This is a genomic window from Epilithonimonas pallida, from assembly GCF_900182975.1.
Taxonomy (GTDB): Bacteria; Bacteroidota; Bacteroidia; order Flavobacteriales; family Weeksellaceae; genus Epilithonimonas; species Epilithonimonas pallida.
The window spans coordinates 518,848-536,183 of the sequence record NZ_FXUO01000002.1 but is presented as its reverse complement, the minus strand read 5'-3'; the positions used below and the strand labels follow the sequence as shown (position 1 = coordinate 536,183).

The window sequence follows — 17,336 nt, the reverse complement described above, 5'->3', positions numbered from 1 at the left end:
TTTTGGCTTTTAGCGTTTTAAGCTTTCAAGCTTCTATTTTTCTTTTTATTAAGTTATTTGATTCTCAGAATTAATTCTGAAATAAATTTCAATCTTATTCTAATTCTTCTCTTAGAATATTTTTCACTTCTTCAATTGTTTCCTCTTCCAGGTCAACAATATTCAGCAACGCTTCTGTATCTTTATCAAGAACACTTCTTGCAGTATTCAATCCGACTTTTTTGAACTCATCGATAATCCAAGATTCGATCTCGTCATTGAATTCTACCAATTCAACATCATCGTCCTCAGACGTTTCTCTGTAAACATCGATCTCATATCCTGACAACCATGATGCCAATTTGATATTCTGACCTTGTTTACCTATCACTTTAGAAATCTCGTCAACCGGTGTATAAACCAAAGCATAATTAGTTTCCGGATTAACCTCAATCTTGTTAATTGTAATGTTTCCTAAAGCTCTTTTCACAAGAATCTCAGGATTCTTAGACCATTGGATCACATCGATATTTTCGTTTCTTAATTCTCTTACAACCCCGTGGATTCTTGAACCTTTCACACCCACACAAGCTCCAACCGGATCAATTCTGTCATCATAAGCATCTACGGCAATCTTCGCTTTTTCACCTGGGATTCTAACTACTTTTTTCAAGATAATTGTTCCATCCTGGATTTCTGGAATCTCAAGTTCCAATAATTCTTCAAGGAATTTAGGCGCTGTTCTGGAAACCATAATCTGAGGTTTTGATCCTCTGAAATCCACACTTTCCACAATCGCTCTTACATTATCACCTTTTTTGAAAAAGTCAGAAGGGATTTGGTTTTCTTTTGGAAGAATGAATTCATTCCCTTCATCATCCAACAAAATCACGTGCTTGTGACGGATATGGTGAACCTCTCCAACTACCAATTCTCCAATCTTGTCACGGAACTGATCATATAAAGCAGCATTAAAATGCTCTTGGATTTTTGTAGCCAAGATCTGCTTAAGTGTTAAGATATTTCTTCTTCCTAATTTGGAAACAGGAATCTCTTGCGTATATTCTTCACCTACTTCAAAAGTCGGGTCAATTTTTCTAACTTCAGAAATCTCGATTTCCAGGTCATCATCCTCAGACATCTCATCCTCAACAATCACTTTGTTCAAAAAGATCTGAAAATCTCCTTTATCAGGATTCACAATCACATCAAAATGGTCATCAGAATCATATCGTTTTCTAAGAAGAGTCTTAAGAGAATCTTCGATAATAGCCATTAAATCTATTTTGCTGATATTTTTTATTTCTTTAAAATCACCAAAGGCTTCTATTAAAGCTAAATTATCCATATTTAATTTATAAATGATAATTGATGATTGATAATTGATCGTATAACAAGTCAATATCTTTCATCATATTGTTAAAATTTTATTACTACTAATGCTTTTTTGATTTCGGAATAAGGAATCTCTTTATCTTCAACCACATCTTCTTTTCCTTTTCCAATTAATTTAGGTCTTCTGTATTCTAGTCGGATTACAATTTTTTCTTCATCCACATTCACCAATTCTCCTTCAACTTTGGAATCATCACTTAACAATATATCAATTGATCTTCCAATATTCTTTCTGAATTGTCTTGGAAATTCCAATGGCTCACTCAATCCAGCAGACATTACCTGCAAACTAAAATCGTGCTCTTCACGATCCATATTAAATTCAATTGCTCTGCTTGCATCCAAACAATCCTGAAGCGTAACACCATTGTCACCATCCAAAATCACTGTAATATCCGAAGATGCAGAAATTTTAAGATCTACTAAAAAAAGATCCGGTCTTGTTAAAAGAAACTCGTTGAGTAAACGATGTATTTCCGTTTTAAAATCCATAATTATCACCAGCTAATTATATCTACGAAAAAAGGCATTCTTGCGAAAGCCTTCCCATTTTTCCCGTAAATCTTTTGCAAAGATAATTATTTTTTCTTTAATATACAAGAAACCAATTATTTCAATTATACATACTGCAAGTAATTTTTTCTTATTTTTGCCAGAATTTTAAAACTTATTCTTTGTGAATATTACAATTGTTGGAACCGGATATGTTGGGCTGTCTAATGCTGTTTTGCTAGCACAACATCATAATGTGATTGCCCTGGACATTATTCCGGAAAAAGTTGAAATGCTCAATAATAAGCAATCTCCAATTGATGACCCCGAAATTACGGAATTTCTAAAAACCAAAAATCTGAATCTAAAGGCAAGTCTTGATAAAGACGAGGCCTATAAAAGTGCGGACTTTATTATAGTAGCCACCCCAACAGATTACGATCCTTCTACCAATTACTTCGACACCAGTAGTGTTGAAAATGTGATAAAAGAGGTTAAAACCAATAACCCAAAAGCAGTTGTCATTGTAAAATCTACTGTACCTGTTGGCTTTACAGAAAATCTGAAAAAAGATTTAGAGTTTGACAATATTATATTTTCTCCGGAATTTTTGAGGGAAGGAAAAGCACTTTACGATAATCTCTACCCATCGAGAATTATTATTGGTGAACAAAGTGAGCGGGCAGCGGTTTTTGCGGATCTTTTGAAAGAAGGCGCTATAAAAAAAGATATCCCCACTCTTTTTACCAATGCAACAGAAGCAGAAGCTATCAAATTATTCTCGAATACCTATTTGGCAATGCGTGTAGCTTACTTCAATGAGCTGGACAGTTATTCCCAAATCCATGGATTGGACAGCCGTCAGATTATAGAAGGTGTAGGACTGGATCCAAGAATCGGTTCTCATTATAATAATCCATCTTTTGGTTATGGCGGTTATTGTCTTCCAAAAGACACTAAGCAATTACTTGCTAATTATAATTCGGTTCCCAATAATCTTATCCAGGCTATTGTAGATGCTAATCGCACAAGAAAAGATTTTATTGCGGACTCTATTTTGGAAAAAAAACCAAAGAAAGTCGGTGTTTATCGATTAATAATGAAATCCGGATCAGACAATTTCCGGGCATCTGCAATACAAGGTATTATGAAAAGAATCAAAGCAAAAGGCGTGGAAGTAGTTGTTTATGAACCTGTTCTGAAAGAAGAAACTTTTTTCGGTTCGAAGGTTACTCGGGATTTAGATGCTTTTAAACTAGAATGTGACATTATCATATCCAACCGAAATACACCAGAATTGGAGGATGTGAAAGAAAAAGTATACACTAGAGATTTATTCGGAAACGATTAAAATTAAAAGTTATTTTTATAAAAACATTTATGAAGAATATTATTATCACCGGAGGAGCCGGCTTTATTGGGTCGCACGTTGTAAGAGAGTTTGTAAAAAACAATCCCGAGACAACGATCATCAATCTTGACGCTCTTACCTACGCGGGAAATCTTGAAAACCTTAAGGACATTGAAAATGAGCCTAATTATGTTTTCGAAAAAGCCGACATCACCAAACCTGAAGAATTAAGAAAAGTTTTTGAAAAATATAACCCGGATGCAGTTGTGCATTTAGCCGCAGAAAGTCACGTGGACAGAAGTATTACCGATCCGATGGCATTTATCAACACAAATGTAAACGGAACCGCGAATCTTTTGAATCTTTGTAAAGAATTCTGGACATTAAATCCCGATCACACTCACGGAAGATTTCCTAACGAAAAAAGAACAAATCTTTTCTATCATGTTTCTACAGATGAAGTTTACGGAAGTTTAGGAGAGACAGGATTCTTTTTAGAAACAACAGCCTATGATCCGCAATCGCCATATTCAGCTTCGAAAGCAGCTTCCGATCATTTGGTAAGAGCTTATGGAAATACGTACGGAATGCCGTTTATTATTTCAAATTGCTCTAACAATTACGGTCCGAATCATTTCCCTGAAAAACTAATTCCTCTTTGTATTTCAAATATTATTAATGAAAGGCCTTTACCTATTTATGGTGACGGAAAATATACAAGAGACTGGTTATTCGTAATCGACCACGCAAAAGGAATCCATCAGATTTTTAATGAAGCTAAAACGGGTGAAACTTACAATATTGGAGGTTTCAACGAATGGCAGAATATTGATCTTGTAAAAGAACTGATCAAACAAATGGATGCAAAACTAGGAAGACCGGAAGGCTATTCTGAAAAGCTGATCACCTTTGTAAAAGACAGACCGGGTCACGACAAACGTTACGCAATCGATGCTACAAAACTTAATTCTGATCTTGGATGGAAACCATCTGTAACGTTCGAAGAAGGTTTGGCAAAAACCATCGACTGGTATCTTGAAAATAAAGAATGGCTGGAGAATGTAACAAGCGGAGATTACCAGAAATATTACGAAAAGCAATACAATTAAATAACACAAGATGAAAGGTATAATTTTAGCCGGAGGTTCCGGAACAAGACTTTACCCTCTTACCATTGCTGTCAGTAAGCAGCTGATGCCTGTTTACGACAAACCGATGATCTATTATCCGCTATCCACTTTATTATTAGCAGGAATTAAAGATATTTTGATAATTACAACTCCACATGATCAGGCAGGATTCGTTAAACTTTTAGGTGACGGTTCTCAAATCGGCTGTAATATTGAATATGTGGTACAACCAAGTCCTGATGGTCTCGCACAGGCATTTATTTTAGGAGATCAATTTATCGGAGATGATGCCGCTGCATTGGTTTTAGGCGACAATATTTTCTACGGTTCCGAAATGGGAACTTTGCTTAAAAATAAGACAAATCCTGATGGAGGTGTAGTTTTCGCTTACCACGTTTCGGATCCGGAAAGATATGGTGTTGTGGAATTTGATGATGAATTTAAGGCCGTTTCTATTGAAGAAAAGCCTTTACAGCCAAAATCAAATTACGCTGTTCCCGGATTATATTTTTACGACAACGATGTTGTAGAAATTGCCAAAAACATTAAACCTTCTGCAAGAGGAGAACTTGAGATCACTGATGTGAACAATGTTTATCTTCAAAATGGAAAACTGGAAGTAGGCGTATTAGACAGAGGTACTGCTTGGCTCGATACGGGAACTTTCGATTCTTTAAATGATGCTTCCGAATTCGTAAGCGTAATCGAAAAGAGACAAGGCTTCAAAATCGGGTGCATAGAAGAAATTGCTTTCAGGAACAAATTCATTAATGAAGAAAAACTTCTGGAAACAGCCGCAAAATATGGTAAAAGCGGATATGGTGAATATCTGAAAAACCTTATTAAATAACTCAAACACAAGCACAAATGAGTGATTCTCATAAACATCAATGGACAGAAACGATAGAATCCAGTCATTCTCTTTTAGATCTTAATCTGAAAGAAGTTTGGCGCTACAAGGATTTGGTTTACATGTTCGTTAAAAGAGATTTTGTTTCCAGCTTTAAGCAGACTATTCTGGGACCAATTTGGTTTTTTATTAATCCGATTTTCACAACAATCGTTTATCTTGTTGTATTTGGTAATATTGCTAAATTATCAACAGACGGAGCTCCTAAAATTTTGTTTTATCTGGCGGGAATCACTTTGTGGAATTATTTTTCAACTTGTCTTAATTCCACTTCTAATGTTTTTACGGCTAATGCCAGCATTTTTGGAAAAGTTTACTTTCCAAGACTCGTAATGCCTATATCCATTGTATTTTCTAACTTAATGAAACTCGGCGTACAAATGGCATTATTCCTGGTTGTTTTCTTTTACTATTTATTTCAAGGAGAAGTACAACCCAATTGGTGGATTCTTGCAACGCCTTTTTTAATTGCATTAATGGCAATCTTTGCATTGGGATTAGGAATGATATTCTCTTCTTTAACGACTAAATACCGTGATCTTCAGATGCTTCTAAGCTTCGGGATCAGTTTGTATATGTATGCTACTCCTGTCATTTATCCTGCTTCCAGTTTGAAAGGAATTTTCAAGACGATTGCATTTTATAATCCATTAACCGGAATTTTTGAATGTTTCAAATATGCTTGGTTAGGAGTTGGAGATTTCAGCCCAATGATGTTGATCATAAGTACTGTTATTATTTTCATTATTCTGGCAATCGGAACAGTGATCTTTAACAAAGTTGAAAAAGGCTTCATGGATACCGTATAAATCTGAAACTGATGAATTGGATCAAATTTTTCAAAACATTAAAAAAATACTATTATCTGGAACCTGCTTTCGATAATATCATTACAGATTTCAGAAAAGTCGAAAACCTTAAAAAAAAATATAATTGTAATATCGATTATCGTGTAAGAATCTCTTATGATGATATAGATAATTTTGAAATTGGGAAAAATGTTTATATCGGCGCTTATTCAGTCATTTTTGTGACGAATGAAAATGATAAAAGAGATTGCAAATTAATCATCGGGGAAGATACTTATATCGGTGAACAAAATAATATCAGAGCAGCCGGCGGAACAATCAAAATCGGAAAGAAATGCTTAATATCTCAACAGGTAAGCATTATAGGATCCGACCATACTTATAAAAAAGGGATATACATCCAGGATCAGCCATGGAAACAGGAAAACGGAGGCGTTGAAATTGGCGATGATGTTTGGATTGGCTGTTCGGTACAAATAATGGCAGGCGTCAAAATAGGAAACGGAGCAGTCATTGCAGCCGGAAGTGTTGTTACAAAAGATGTTGAAGAGAATACAGTAGTCGCAGGAGTTCCCGCAAAATTTATAAAACACAGAGAATGAAACCTATCGCAATAAAAGCAGAAGACATTTCGAAACAATACCGCCTTGGACAGGTCGGAACGGGAACTTTGTCTCACGATCTTAACCGTTTTTGGCACAGAATCAGGGGAAAAGAAGATCCTTATTTAAGAATTGGTGAAGTTAATGACAGAACAACAAAGGGCAACAGTGACTATGTCTGGTCTCTCAGAGATATTAATTTCGAAATAGAACAAGGTGATGCCGTAGGAATTATAGGAAGAAACGGAGCCGGAAAATCGACTTTGCTAAAATTATTAAGCAAGGTTACAAAACCAACTACCGGAAAAATATATACCAACGGGAGAATCGCTTCATTGTTAGAAGTAGGAACAGGTTTTCATCCTGAAATGACAGGTCGTGAAAATGTTTTTCTGAATGGTGCTATTCTTGGAATGACAAGAAAAGAAATCACGAGAAAATTTGATGAAATTGTTAACTTTTCCGGTGTTGAGAAATATATTGACACGCCGGTAAAACGATACAGTTCCGGGATGTATGTCCGCCTGGCATTTGCTGTTGCGGCACATTTGGAATCAGAGATTTTGATTGTTGATGAAGTTTTAGCGGTTGGAGATCTGGAGTTTCAGAAAAAGTGTCTCGGAAAAATGGGAGATGTAAGTAACGGCGAAGGAAGAACCGTTCTTTTTGTAAGTCATAATATGGCTTCGATAAAACAGCTTTGTAACAAAGGAATTTTTCTAGAAAAAGGAAATATAAGATATGACGGGAATATCGATGAGTGTATTAATCTTTATTCTAATGACAATATCTCTGCAGATTCATCTATTCTGGATGTGCTGAATATCAAAGATACGAATTTAAGCATATCTCATTTCTCTGTTAACGGAATTAATGGAACAATGGTTCCAATGAATTTTGATGACAATAAATTGACTATAAGAGTTGAAGGCGAATTGAAAGAAGAAGCTGAATTTGAGCTGGAATCTTTATTTTTCAATAACTTTGATATTCCGATGATGTTCTACGCACCAGGTCATTACGAGGGTGTTAAAAAATATTCTAAAGGTAAATTTGTAGTGGAAAAAACCATTCACCTACCGGAAGGAATGAACAAAGGAAATCTATATATGCACGCTTATCTTGCAAATCCCGGAAAGAAAATGTACACCGATCTGAAAAATAAGATCAGAATTGAATTCGAAGGAACAAGAATGCAGACGGGTTGGGTTTTCCAGATAGATAGCGCAGGAATTTTGTATTTGAAATAAGTTTTGAAAAAGAAATTCATCACATACGGAAGCAATGCTTTTCTTCAGTCTTCAAAAAGAATTATTGAAGAAGCAAAATCATTAAATGTTTTTGATGAAACACAACGTTACGGATATGCGGATTTGCCTTATGCGTTGAAGTCTTCTCCACTTTTTATTGATAAAAACAAAGGTGGACATTGGATCTGGAAAGCCTATGTCATTTTTGACAGTCTTTCCAGGTTGAATAATGGAGATATTTTAATTTATGTGGATTGCGGAAGTGAACTAAAAAACCCTGTTGGCTGGAAAACTCAATTTGAAGAATTAAATCATTCTGATGCCATTTTTTTCCAATATAGAGATAATCGGGATTACGGCTGGAAAAGATTCAATCCAAATCTTACAGACGATCCGAAACTGAAATATTGGACTAAAAAATCAACAATCGAGCAATTCCAGAATCTTTTTGAAAATGATAAAGAATGGTTGGAAAAAAATAAACTTTGGGCTGGATTTACAATTATTAAAAAAACGCCCGAAACTTTTCAATTGGTAAAAGATTGGTTGGATATAATGATTTACAGACCTGATCTGGTTGCTGATCCTCTGATTTTTGAAAGAAATCTTCAGGAAGAAGGATTTGCATCTCATCGTTACGATCAAACTATTTTATCTATAATTGTAAGATATTATCAGAAAAAAAACAATATCTCAGTTAAAGATGAAGAAAGCGAGGGAAATTATACTCATCAAATTGTAAAAGCATCTCGAAGAGTTGATAAAACTAAAGACAATAAAATAAAATCGTTCTTAAAAAGAACATATTACAGAATAAAAAGATAATGGAAAAGAATTCCAAAATATATGTAGCAGGCCATCGCGGGCTGGTGGGAAGCGCCATTCTAAGAGCATTGGAAAAGCATGGCTTTACGAATCTTATCACAAAAACTTCCAGCGAAGTTGATTTGCGTGATTATCAACAAACTGCAGATTTTTTTGCAAAGGAAAAACCGGAATATGTATTCCTGGCAGCAGCAAAAGTTGGCGGAATACAAGCTAATAATACTTACAGAGCTGAGTTTCTGTATGACAATATGATGATCCAGAATAATGTGATTCATCAGGCGCATATCAATAACGTGCAAAAATTACTGTTCTTGGGATCAAGCTGCATTTATCCAAAAATGGCACCTCAGCCTTTGAAAGAAGACTCTCTTCTTACAGGAACTTTGGAACCGACGAACGAACCTTACGCGATTGCAAAAATTGCAGGAATCAAAATGTGTGATGCTTACAGAAGCCAGTATAATTCTAATTTTATCTCGGCAATGCCAACTAATATGTATGGCCCGAATGATAATTATGATCTGAATAACTCTCACGTTTTACCTGCTTTGCTGAGAAAATTCCACGAAGCAAAAGAACAGAATCTTCCCGAGGTTGTTGTTTGGGGAACGGGAACACCGTTGCGCGAGTTTTTACACTCCGATGATTTAGCAGAAGCTTGTATCTTTCTGATGGAGAATTATGATGATTTCGGACACGTGAATGTCGGGATCGGAGAAGACATCAGCATCAAAGATTTGGCACTATTGGTAAAGAAAATTGTCGGTTACGAAGGTAATCTCGTTTGGGACACTTCGAAACCCGACGGTACTCCAAGAAAATTAATGGATGTTACCAAAATTAATGACATGGGTTGGAAAGCAAAAATCGGATTGGAAGAAGGCATCAGAGATGTTTATGAAAAAAAATTCAGAAACTAGATGCTGATCTGTCTCTCCATATTAGGCGGTGGCCGTGGCAACGACTTGTTCCAGTTTATGCACGCAGATGCATTTTGCAGAAGAAACGGTGTGACTTTTTATTCCCCTACTTTTACGGAGAAATATTGCAAGGATTTCCCAAATCTTCCAGAGTCGCCGAAAATGCCTTATCTGGTTAAGAAATTTTTATACAACAGATATTATAGAAAACTTAACCCAAATTGTATCATCGGTTTTACTGACGAAAGAGAAATCCCAAAATACAGAGAGCAGATCAAAAAAGATTATCTGGTTAATTTTTGTTACGGTTGGTTTTTTAATAATGATCTTTACAGGGAAGAAGATATCAGGCATTATCAGAAACTGTTTGAACCAAGAGTTAACAAAGAGACTTTAAAACAAAAATATCTTCAGCGTAATGCAGATGAAAAAATCATCAGTGTCCATGTCAGAAGAGGGGATTACAAAGGCTTTATGGAAGGAAAATATTTCTTCGATGATGATCTTTACATCAGGAAAATAAAAGAATTTCTCGCTGCAGTTCCGGAAGGAAATTATAAATTTCTGATTTGCACTAATGATGAGGAATTTGATTTGGAGCGTTATAAACAGGAATTTGGAAATGTAATTCAGTCAAAGGAAGGGCCGATAGAAGATCAATATCTGATGTCTCAGACAAATTATCTTTTAGGAGCGCCTTCAACATTTTCTCAATGGGCCAGCGTAATGGGAGAAGTTCCTTATTACCATATCTATCATCCGGAAGAAACGATTACGGAAGATAAAATCATTAAAGAAATAAGAGGTTATAAATACAAAACAAAATAGATGAAAACAGCATTAATAACAGGGGTAACAGGACAGGACGGTTCTTATTTGGCAGAACTACTTTTAGAAAAAGGCTATAACGTTCACGGGATCAAAAGAAGAGCTTCTTCATTTAATACGCAAAGGATTGATCACCTGTATGTAGATCAGCACGAGAGCCACGTTAATTTTAAACTGCATTACGGCGACCTGACAGATTCTACCAATATCATCAGAATTATCCAGGAAGTTCAGCCGGATGAGATCTATAATCTGGGTGCAATGTCCCATGTGAAGGTGTCATTTGACTCTCCTGAATATGTGGCCAATGTTGACGGAATCGGAACGTTGAGAATTCTGGAAGCTGTAAGAATTCTGGGTTTGGAAAAGAAAACCAGAATCTATCAGGCGTCGACTTCAGAGCTCTATGGCGGTTTGGAGGAAAATAAAAATTCAGCCGGTTTTTATGATGAGAATTCTCCTTTCTATCCGCGTTCGCCTTATGGTGTTGCAAAGATCTACGGATTCTGGATCACGAAAAATTACCGCGAAGCTTATGATATGTATGCCTGCAACGGTATTCTTTTCAATCATGAATCCCCAAGAAGAGGAGAAACGTTCGTAACAAGAAAAATTACAATGGGTGCCGCAGCAATCGCTAAAGGAAAACAAGAGGTTTTGTATCTTGGAAATCTTAATGCACAGAGAGACTGGGGACACGCAAAAGATTATGTTGAAGCCATGTGGAGAATTCTACAGCAGGATGTTGCGGAAGATTATGTCATCGCAACCGGAAAAACGACTTATGTAAGAGATTTTGTAAGAATGGCTTTTGGTGAAGCAGGTATTGAATTGACATTCGAAGGGGAAAATGAAAATGAGGTGGCAAAAGTGGCAAAATGCAATCATCCTGATTATCAATTAGAAATCGGAAAAGTGGTTGTAAAAATCGATCCTCAATATTACCGCCCGACAGAAGTTGATCTTTTAATTGGAGATCCTACGAAATCGAAAACAAAGCTCGGCTGGGAACCGAAATACGATCTTGCAGGCCTAGTAAAAGAAATGATGCGGGAAGATCTTAAATTATCCTAGTTGAGCCTCAAAAACCTCATAAAAAATGCAATTGCTGATTATAAACGCTTCCGGAAGGATCAGCGGAAATATAGCAATGACAATATACGGTATTACAATTTTTGGGCTTTGCCTAATTCTGATGCCAGCTGGTTTACACAGTTCATTAAACACAGGAACATCAATCCAAACGGAAAGAAAATCACATTTCTTTCCGTTGTTGGAAATCCTAAAATTTCTAATTTCATCAGAAGCCCAAAAATATTTTTCACAGGAGAAAATATTGAAAATCAGGAACATCCTTCCTTTATTTTTAAAAAATATCATTTGAAGAATCATGACTTATCTCTTGGTTTTTCTTATCTGGATGATAAGAAATATCTCCGGTTTCCCCTTTGGATTCTATACATCATCCCTTCAAATGCAAGTTTTGAAGATATCAAATCTTTGATTGATTCTTACAACGATCCAAAGCACAGACATAATAATAATCGCGAAAATTTCTGCGCTAACATATCCAGAGCCGATAACAACGGCATCAGAAAAACTATCATTGATCTGCTCGTTCCCATAGAAACTGTAAAATGTGCAGGCAGCTTTCTCAAAAACACCAATGACCTGCAGGAAAAATTTGGTGATAATAAAATTGAATATCTCAAAACATTCAGATTCAACATCTGTCCTGAGAACAGCAATACGAAAGGTTATGTCACAGAAAAGCTTTTTGAAGCTATTATTGCGGGAAGTATCCCTATCTATTGGGGAAGTCATAACAGGCCGGATCCTAAAATCATCAATCAGGATGCTGTATTATTTTTTGATCCGGAAAATCCTCAGCTCTTATTTGATAAGGTTAATCTGCTTTGGAAAGACAAAAATGCGTACGAAGAATTCTGCCGGCTAAAACCATTCACAGATCATGCAGCGGAAGTGATTTGGGAGTGGCTAAATATATTGGAAGAAAAAGTAAAATCGGTGATATGAAAAGAATTTATTTTATCGATTTACTGAGAGGCTGGGCTATTTTAGGCGTTATTGCGGTACACTCTTTCCAGATAAGCGGAGACAAAAACTCTTCCAATTTCATTATTACGGCTGCCAAAAATGGTGGCTTTGGGGTGTGGCTGTTTTTTATCGTAAGCGCATTTACAATCTTCCTGACACTTGATAAAAAAAGAGATTTTCCTAAACTTATGATAATCAAAGATTTTTTCATCAAAAGGTTTCTGAGAATTGCCCCGATGTATTATCTGGCAATCTTCTATTACACGATTTTAGGAATTCTGACCTATAATCAGATTTCTGCAACGAATATTTTATCGAATTTCTTTTTCGTTCACGGTTTTTCTCTTCAGACCATGAATGACCTTGTGCCGGGCGGCTGGTCTATTACCGTAGAGATGACATTTTATGCCATTATCCCATTTGTATTGTATAAAATAAAAACCCTGGATCATGCTGTGATTTTTTTCATCATCTCTTTAATCATCAGATCATTATGTATATTGTAACTGAAAACATTATAGGAAACGAAGGAAAAAACGGCATATATATATATCTTTTCTTTCCTGCACAGCTGCCTGTTTTTGCAATGGGAATCATACTCTATTTCTTCGTAATAAAACAGCAGTCGTTGAAAGCAGTTTCGTGGTTCAGTTATTTGATGTTAGGTTTATTATATATCGCATCTTTTTTCCTGCAGGAACGTTTGTTTTATCAGAATTATATGCTATTCGCTTACTTTTCTTTTGGAATTGCTATTTTATTGAGCAAAAAGAAGCTCTGCCTACTTGACAACAGATTGTTCCGGCAGATCGGGACAATCAGTTACAGTCTCTACATTATTCACTTCATTATCTTTTTCTGGCTTGCAAGATATCATTTAAATGCACTTTATTTGGCATCTCCTATCGTTAATTTCATTCTGTTCTTTTCATTAACATTAATTTTATCTTCAGCATTCTCTTATCTAACTTATCAATTCATAGAAAAGCCTTTTCAAAATCTGGGAAAGAAATTAATTATGAAAGAAGAAAAACCTATTTTTGCCCCATGACAATCAGCATCATCACAGTAGCCTATAATAATAAGTTTGGATTGGAAGAAACCATCAAAAGCGTGGTAAGCCAAACCTTTAAGGATATAGAATTTATAGTCATTGATGGCGGCTCCACTGATGGCAGTAAAGAATTATTAGAATCCTATTCTTCGCAAATCAATTTCTGGATCAGTGAGCCCGACAAAGGGATCTACAACGCTATGAATAAAGGGATTGCAAATGCTAAAGGAGAATACTTGATCTTTATGAATAGCGGAGACCGTTTTTCTTCACCCGAAATTCTGGAAAGCATTGCACCTCATTTTAATAATGAAGATATCGTTTACGGAAATGCATATTATGAACTGGAAAACCGTAAAAAATATGAATACAGAATCCCATCTAGAATAACTATCGGAAGTCTTTTAAAAGAACCGATTTGTCATCAGTCAGCGTTTTTTAAAAAAGAACTTTTCGATAAGTACGGCATGTATGATGAAAACAATAGAATTGCTTCTGACTGGACTTTTATGATGGATTTGTTCATTCATCATAATATTTCTCAGAAGTATGTTAACGAATTTATCAGCATCTTCGAAAAAACCGGCATCAGTAACACCAATACGGATTTGAGTTTCTCTGAACAAAAAAAATATCTGGCGGAAAACGTTTCCGAAGAAATCCAGAATATGGCAAAATATTTTGATGAATATTCCAAATTCTACAATGGGAAACCAGGAACAATACTGAGACAATTCAAGGACAAAATCTATGGGTTAATTTATAGAAAAAGTAATTACGAAAGAAAATATATCGATTAGATTTTCAAAAGGGGATTGATATATTTTGGGAATTTCCCGTACAGGAAAAAGTCTTTGTCAAACTTAATTTTATAAAGATAGTAAGCCAAAATCGGATTAAGTGAGAACAAATCTTTTTCAGGGAAGTTCTTTTCAAACTCCTTTCCTATTCTCTTATAGAAACTTTTAAAAATCTCAAAATCCATTTTGCAGACATTACTCAGAATCGTAAAGTTTGCAAAATTCTTAAGATATTTTTCAACCAGATTTGTTCTTGTATAAAGATGTTTTTCTTTAGCAATCTCCAACTTTTTTGCCAAGATAATAAGATAATGTTCTATGTTTTTCAGTCCTATTGTGGCTGTCATAGAGGCAGGGTTTGACAAGGAATAATAAACATAAGTTTTTTGCTCTAAAAAATTGATTTTCTCCGCAGCAACCGCTGTCTCAAATGCCCAAAGTTCATCCTCGTGCAAAAGATCATCCAGAAATTTGAGATGATTCTTTCTCAGAAAATCAGTTTTATATAATTTGTTCCAGGCCGTTACTGCCCATTCTCCAGAGAAAAATCCGTCAAGAATTTCCTTACTTATATAACTTTCTTTATTATTTTTGAGTGTGTGATAATGACTTTCTTTCGGAACATCATTGAGCAAAAAACGTGTCTTTCCAAGTACAATATCCGGATCATTTTCCGTTTTATCGATAAAATGCTGAAGAGAAAACTCATCGGCCAAAGTATCATCATTATCCATAAAAAGAATGTAATCGCCTGTCGCCAGATCCATTCCTTTGTTTCTCGTTCTACTTAAACCAAGATTAATTTCATTATCAATAATTTTAAAATTAATATTTAGATTTTCAGCAACATAATCATTCAAAATGTTCCAGGAATTATCCTTGCTTTTGTCATTGATGACAATCACTTCAAAATCTCTGTAGGTCTGATCTTTGATAGAGTCGAGACACCTGACAATATAGTTTTCAGCGTTGTATAGAGGAATGATGATGGATATTTTTTTCATTATTTTTTGTGCTTATTAATTACAACTCTAAGGATCAGAAGAGGATTGATTCCAAAGAATTTTTCTGTGAAAGGTCTGTTGGTTTTGGATACGATATCCCAATAGGTTTTCGCAAGATTCAATCTTTCTTCTTGGGATAATTTATCATGAAAACGCTCTTTAATATTGAGCAATGATCCTTGGGGATTCTTCAAAAGTAATTTGTAAAAATCATTAGATAATCCATCTTCAAGATAATCTCCAAAAGCCAGAACTTTGTCTGTAAATAATATTTTATATTTCCGCCCTATCCTTCTGTGTATCAGAGACTCTGAACAGAATTTTTCCCCTTGAAATTCCGGAAAATAGAATTGCTGATGGATTTTGGTTTTGTAGCAATAGATCATTTCCCCGGGAAATTCCCAGTCATACTTTGCTCTTCCGGAAACAATCCACTCTCTTTTTCCATACTTTTCTTTATCAAAAACAGTTTTATCAGAAAATCTGATGAACGTAAAACCCGCAATCTGATCATCATTCCTGATTTTATGGGAAAGACGTTCCATTTCGTCAACTGCATTTACTGCCAGATAATCATCGCTGTCTATTACACAAAAAAATTCAGTTTTTGTATTTCTCAGTCCGTTGTTCACAGCAACATGCTTTCCTTTATTTTCCTGAAAAATATAATGAATTTCGATTTGATTTTCGTCGTGAAACATCTGGACTAAAGTTTTAGTTTCGTCAGAAGAACCGTCATCCACAATCAGCCAAATAAAGTTTTTATTGCTCTGATTTTTAAGACTGTTATAAAGCTTTGAAAGAATATAAGCCCTATTGAACGTAGGTGTAAAAACAGTAAGAAACTTTGTCATCTAAGGCAAATTTATAGGTTCATAATCTCCGTAATCCAAAGCATATTTCAGCCAGTTTTTAATACCATATTTTTCAACTATTTTCCTGTCAATTTTATGATACGGTTTTTGTAGAAATTCTTTTAATCCCGTAAAATTTTCAAAGTCTGTGATGAAAATATTATCCGGATGATAAAAGTCGTAATCTTTAAGATTATGGTTATTGGAAACAAATTTCTGCTCCTGATTCAGGCATTCGAAAAATCGGAAAGCAACACCATTATGCGTACTCATTTTGAAATCTACAACCGCTTTTGCTTTCTCAGTATATTTTTCGTTCTCGGCTAAAGAGATTCCTTTATGCCGCAAACTTACCGATTTCGTTTTCTTTTCTTCTCTGAATTCCGGAATTGTCAAAATAGCCTTAAATTTCAGATCATTTTCTTTAGAATAATCTTCGATATTATAAGCCCATTTTATACGCTCATCCAATCCTACTCCAACATAAAAAAGATCAAATTCTTCTTTTGCCGGATCGTGAAAAATATTTTCAGTATAATGATAGATCGGCAAAGAAAGAAGATTGTACTGTGAGTATTTTCTGATATCATTGCCATCAAAAACCAGTCTTCTGTCAAAATATTTGTAGTAATCAAGAATTTTGGGATACATATCTACACCGTCCCATTGGTAACTTACCATTTTTTCAGACTGCTTTCTGACTCTTTTGATAAGCTTTTCAGAATACATATCCGCTCTTATAAAAAAAGCAATGTCATAAGTTTTGTTCTTCAATTGTTTTTCAGCGAATTTTTCAAAAAGCTGTTTTTCTTTTTTGATGAAATAATTTTTGTCTTTCAAGATTAATCTTGAAAAAATATTTCCGATTTTATGAACCAATGCAGATTTATCAAGAGCTTGAGGCAAATTTTCTATCAAAACATCGACCTCGAAACCCATTCTGATCAACTGATCTACGATCGGTTTCGAAAGATTAAGATTTTTATTGACGTATAATATCTTCATTAATCAAATTTAACACGGTTCTGATAATATTTTCCGCTAAATTATGGTTTTTTTGTACTTTTACAAA

Annotated in this window: 19 protein-coding genes; 14 read left to right on the top strand and 5 right to left on the bottom strand. The window is 35.0% G+C overall.

Features of this window, described 5'->3' with window-relative positions; genetic code table 11:
* Nucleotides 1–94 precede the first annotated feature (94 nt).
* Together nusA and rimP are read right to left on the bottom strand one after the other, a co-directional pair.
* Complete coding sequence (gene nusA, locus QOL71_RS05640) at nucleotides 95–1,327, bottom strand: transcription termination factor NusA (protein WP_120212209.1); 1,233 nt, start codon at nucleotides 1,325–1,327, stop codon at nucleotides 95–97.
* Nucleotides 1,328–1,398: 71 nt separating this feature from the next.
* Nucleotides 1,399–1,866 (bottom strand): ribosome assembly cofactor RimP, encoded by a 468-nt coding sequence (gene rimP, locus QOL71_RS05635; RefSeq protein ID WP_283415991.1) that lies wholly within the window; start codon nucleotides 1,864–1,866, stop codon nucleotides 1,399–1,401.
* Between the two features lie 184 nt (nucleotides 1,867–2,050).
* On the opposite strand from rimP, the gene QOL71_RS05630 reads away from it, so the two are divergent.
* The 14 genes from QOL71_RS05630 to QOL71_RS05565 are packed head-to-tail and all read left to right on the top strand — an operon-like array spanning nucleotide 2,051 to nucleotide 14,406.
* Nucleotides 2,051–3,217, top strand: a complete 1,167-nt coding sequence (locus tag QOL71_RS05630) for a nucleotide sugar dehydrogenase (protein WP_283415990.1) — start codon at nucleotides 2,051–2,053, stop codon at nucleotides 3,215–3,217.
* Between the two features lie 29 nt (nucleotides 3,218–3,246).
* The gene (rfbB, locus tag QOL71_RS05625; protein WP_283415989.1) at nucleotides 3,247–4,326 is read left to right on the top strand and encodes a dTDP-glucose 4,6-dehydratase; all 1,080 of its coding nucleotides are present in this window, start codon (nucleotides 3,247–3,249) and stop codon (nucleotides 4,324–4,326) included.
* 10 nt (nucleotides 4,327–4,336) lie between these two features.
* The gene (gene rfbA / locus QOL71_RS05620) at nucleotides 4,337–5,197 is read left to right on the top strand and encodes a glucose-1-phosphate thymidylyltransferase RfbA (RefSeq protein ID WP_283415988.1); all 861 of its coding nucleotides are present in this window, start codon (nucleotides 4,337–4,339) and stop codon (nucleotides 5,195–5,197) included.
* A gap of 17 nt (nucleotides 5,198–5,214) precedes the next feature.
* The gene (locus QOL71_RS05615; protein ID WP_283415987.1) at nucleotides 5,215–6,066 is read left to right on the top strand and encodes an ABC transporter permease; all 852 of its coding nucleotides are present in this window, start codon (nucleotides 5,215–5,217) and stop codon (nucleotides 6,064–6,066) included.
* A gap of 11 nt (nucleotides 6,067–6,077) precedes the next feature.
* Complete coding sequence (locus QOL71_RS05610; RefSeq protein WP_283415986.1) at nucleotides 6,078–6,668, top strand: acyltransferase; 591 nt, start codon at nucleotides 6,078–6,080, stop codon at nucleotides 6,666–6,668.
* Entirely contained in the window at nucleotides 6,665–7,918 is a 1,254-nt protein-coding gene (locus QOL71_RS05605) for an ABC transporter ATP-binding protein (RefSeq protein ID WP_283415985.1), read from the top strand. The genes QOL71_RS05610 and QOL71_RS05605 overlap by 4 nt, the downstream gene beginning before the upstream one ends.
* Nucleotides 7,919–7,921: 3 nt before the next feature.
* Nucleotides 7,922–8,743 carry a hypothetical protein gene (locus QOL71_RS05600; RefSeq protein ID WP_283415984.1) on the top strand — a complete coding sequence of 274 codons (822 nt, stop codon included), beginning with the start codon at nucleotides 7,922–7,924 and terminating at the stop codon, nucleotides 8,741–8,743.
* On the top strand, nucleotides 8,743–9,666 hold the full coding sequence (fcl, locus tag QOL71_RS05595; protein ID WP_283415983.1) for a GDP-L-fucose synthase: 924 nt from the start codon (nucleotides 8,743–8,745) through the stop codon (nucleotides 9,664–9,666). Before QOL71_RS05600 ends, fcl begins: the two co-directional genes overlap by 1 nt.
* On the top strand, nucleotides 9,667–10,494 hold the full coding sequence (locus QOL71_RS05590; protein ID WP_283415982.1) for an alpha-1,2-fucosyltransferase: 828 nt from the start codon (nucleotides 9,667–9,669) through the stop codon (nucleotides 10,492–10,494).
* The gene (gmd, locus tag QOL71_RS05585) at nucleotides 10,495–11,568 is read left to right on the top strand and encodes a GDP-mannose 4,6-dehydratase (RefSeq protein WP_283415981.1); all 1,074 of its coding nucleotides are present in this window, start codon (nucleotides 10,495–10,497) and stop codon (nucleotides 11,566–11,568) included.
* Nucleotides 11,569–12,531 carry a glycosyltransferase family 10 domain-containing protein gene (locus QOL71_RS05580; RefSeq protein WP_283415980.1) on the top strand — a complete coding sequence of 321 codons (963 nt, stop codon included), beginning with the start codon at nucleotides 11,569–11,571 and terminating at the stop codon, nucleotides 12,529–12,531.
* A complete protein-coding gene (locus tag QOL71_RS05575) occupies nucleotides 12,528–13,058 on the top strand; it encodes an acyltransferase family protein (protein ID WP_283415979.1) in 531 nt (176 codons plus the stop codon). Before QOL71_RS05580 ends, QOL71_RS05575 begins: the two co-directional genes overlap by 4 nt.
* Nucleotides 13,046–13,603, top strand: coding sequence for an acyltransferase family protein (locus QOL71_RS05570; RefSeq protein WP_283415978.1), 558 nt, complete (start codon nucleotides 13,046–13,048; stop codon nucleotides 13,601–13,603). The genes QOL71_RS05575 and QOL71_RS05570 overlap by 13 nt, the downstream gene beginning before the upstream one ends.
* Nucleotides 13,600–14,406, top strand: a complete 807-nt coding sequence (locus tag QOL71_RS05565) for a glycosyltransferase family 2 protein (protein ID WP_283415977.1) — start codon at nucleotides 13,600–13,602, stop codon at nucleotides 14,404–14,406. Before QOL71_RS05570 ends, QOL71_RS05565 begins: the two co-directional genes overlap by 4 nt.
* Here the strand turns inward: QOL71_RS05565 and QOL71_RS05560 are convergent.
* Genes QOL71_RS05560 through QOL71_RS05550 form a run of 3 tightly spaced genes read right to left on the bottom strand, consistent with a single transcriptional unit; the run spans nucleotide 14,403 to nucleotide 17,269 of the window.
* A complete protein-coding gene (locus QOL71_RS05560; RefSeq protein WP_283415976.1) occupies nucleotides 14,403–15,410 on the bottom strand; it encodes a glycosyltransferase family 2 protein in 1,008 nt (335 codons plus the stop codon). The genes QOL71_RS05565 and QOL71_RS05560 overlap by 4 nt on opposite strands.
* A complete protein-coding gene (locus QOL71_RS05555; RefSeq protein ID WP_283415975.1) occupies nucleotides 15,410–16,264 on the bottom strand; it encodes a glycosyltransferase family A protein in 855 nt (284 codons plus the stop codon). The genes QOL71_RS05560 and QOL71_RS05555 overlap by 1 nt, the downstream gene beginning before the upstream one ends.
* On the bottom strand, nucleotides 16,265–17,269 hold the full coding sequence (locus QOL71_RS05550) for a WaaS/CpsH family glycosyltransferase (protein WP_283415974.1): 1,005 nt from the start codon (nucleotides 17,267–17,269) through the stop codon (nucleotides 16,265–16,267).
* Between the last annotated feature and the right edge of the window lie 67 nt (nucleotides 17,270–17,336).

Bases quoted from the DNA above. Each gene is read 5' to 3' on its own strand.
- nusA (WP_120212209.1), bottom strand. From the start codon at position 1,327: ATGGATAATTTAGCTTTAATAGAAGCCTTTGGTGATTTTAAAGAAATA.
- rimP (WP_283415991.1), bottom strand. From the start codon at position 1,866: ATGGATTTTAAAACGGAAATACATCGTTTACTCAACGAGTTTCTTTTA.
- rfbB (WP_283415989.1), top strand. From the start codon at position 3,247: ATGAAGAATATTATTATCACCGGAGGAGCCGGCTTTATTGGGTCGCAC.
- rfbA (WP_283415988.1), top strand. From the start codon at position 4,337: ATGAAAGGTATAATTTTAGCCGGAGGTTCCGGAACAAGACTTTACCCT.
- QOL71_RS05615 (WP_283415987.1), top strand. From the start codon at position 5,215: ATGAGTGATTCTCATAAACATCAATGGACAGAAACGATAGAATCCAGT.
- QOL71_RS05610 (WP_283415986.1), top strand. From the start codon at position 6,078: ATGAATTGGATCAAATTTTTCAAAACATTAAAAAAATACTATTATCTG.
- QOL71_RS05605 (WP_283415985.1), top strand. From the start codon at position 6,665: ATGAAACCTATCGCAATAAAAGCAGAAGACATTTCGAAACAATACCGC.
- fcl (WP_283415983.1), top strand. From the start codon at position 8,743: ATGGAAAAGAATTCCAAAATATATGTAGCAGGCCATCGCGGGCTGGTG.
- QOL71_RS05590 (WP_283415982.1), top strand. From the start codon at position 9,667: ATGCTGATCTGTCTCTCCATATTAGGCGGTGGCCGTGGCAACGACTTG.
- gmd (WP_283415981.1), top strand. From the start codon at position 10,495: ATGAAAACAGCATTAATAACAGGGGTAACAGGACAGGACGGTTCTTAT.
- QOL71_RS05575 (WP_283415979.1), top strand. From the start codon at position 12,528: ATGAAAAGAATTTATTTTATCGATTTACTGAGAGGCTGGGCTATTTTA.
- QOL71_RS05570 (WP_283415978.1), top strand. From the start codon at position 13,046: ATGTATATTGTAACTGAAAACATTATAGGAAACGAAGGAAAAAACGGC.
- QOL71_RS05565 (WP_283415977.1), top strand. From the start codon at position 13,600: ATGACAATCAGCATCATCACAGTAGCCTATAATAATAAGTTTGGATTG.
- QOL71_RS05560 (WP_283415976.1), bottom strand. From the start codon at position 15,410: ATGAAAAAAATATCCATCATCATTCCTCTATACAACGCTGAAAACTAT.
- QOL71_RS05555 (WP_283415975.1), bottom strand. From the start codon at position 16,264: ATGACAAAGTTTCTTACTGTTTTTACACCTACGTTCAATAGGGCTTAT.
- QOL71_RS05550 (WP_283415974.1), bottom strand. From the start codon at position 17,269: ATGAAGATATTATACGTCAATAAAAATCTTAATCTTTCGAAACCGATC.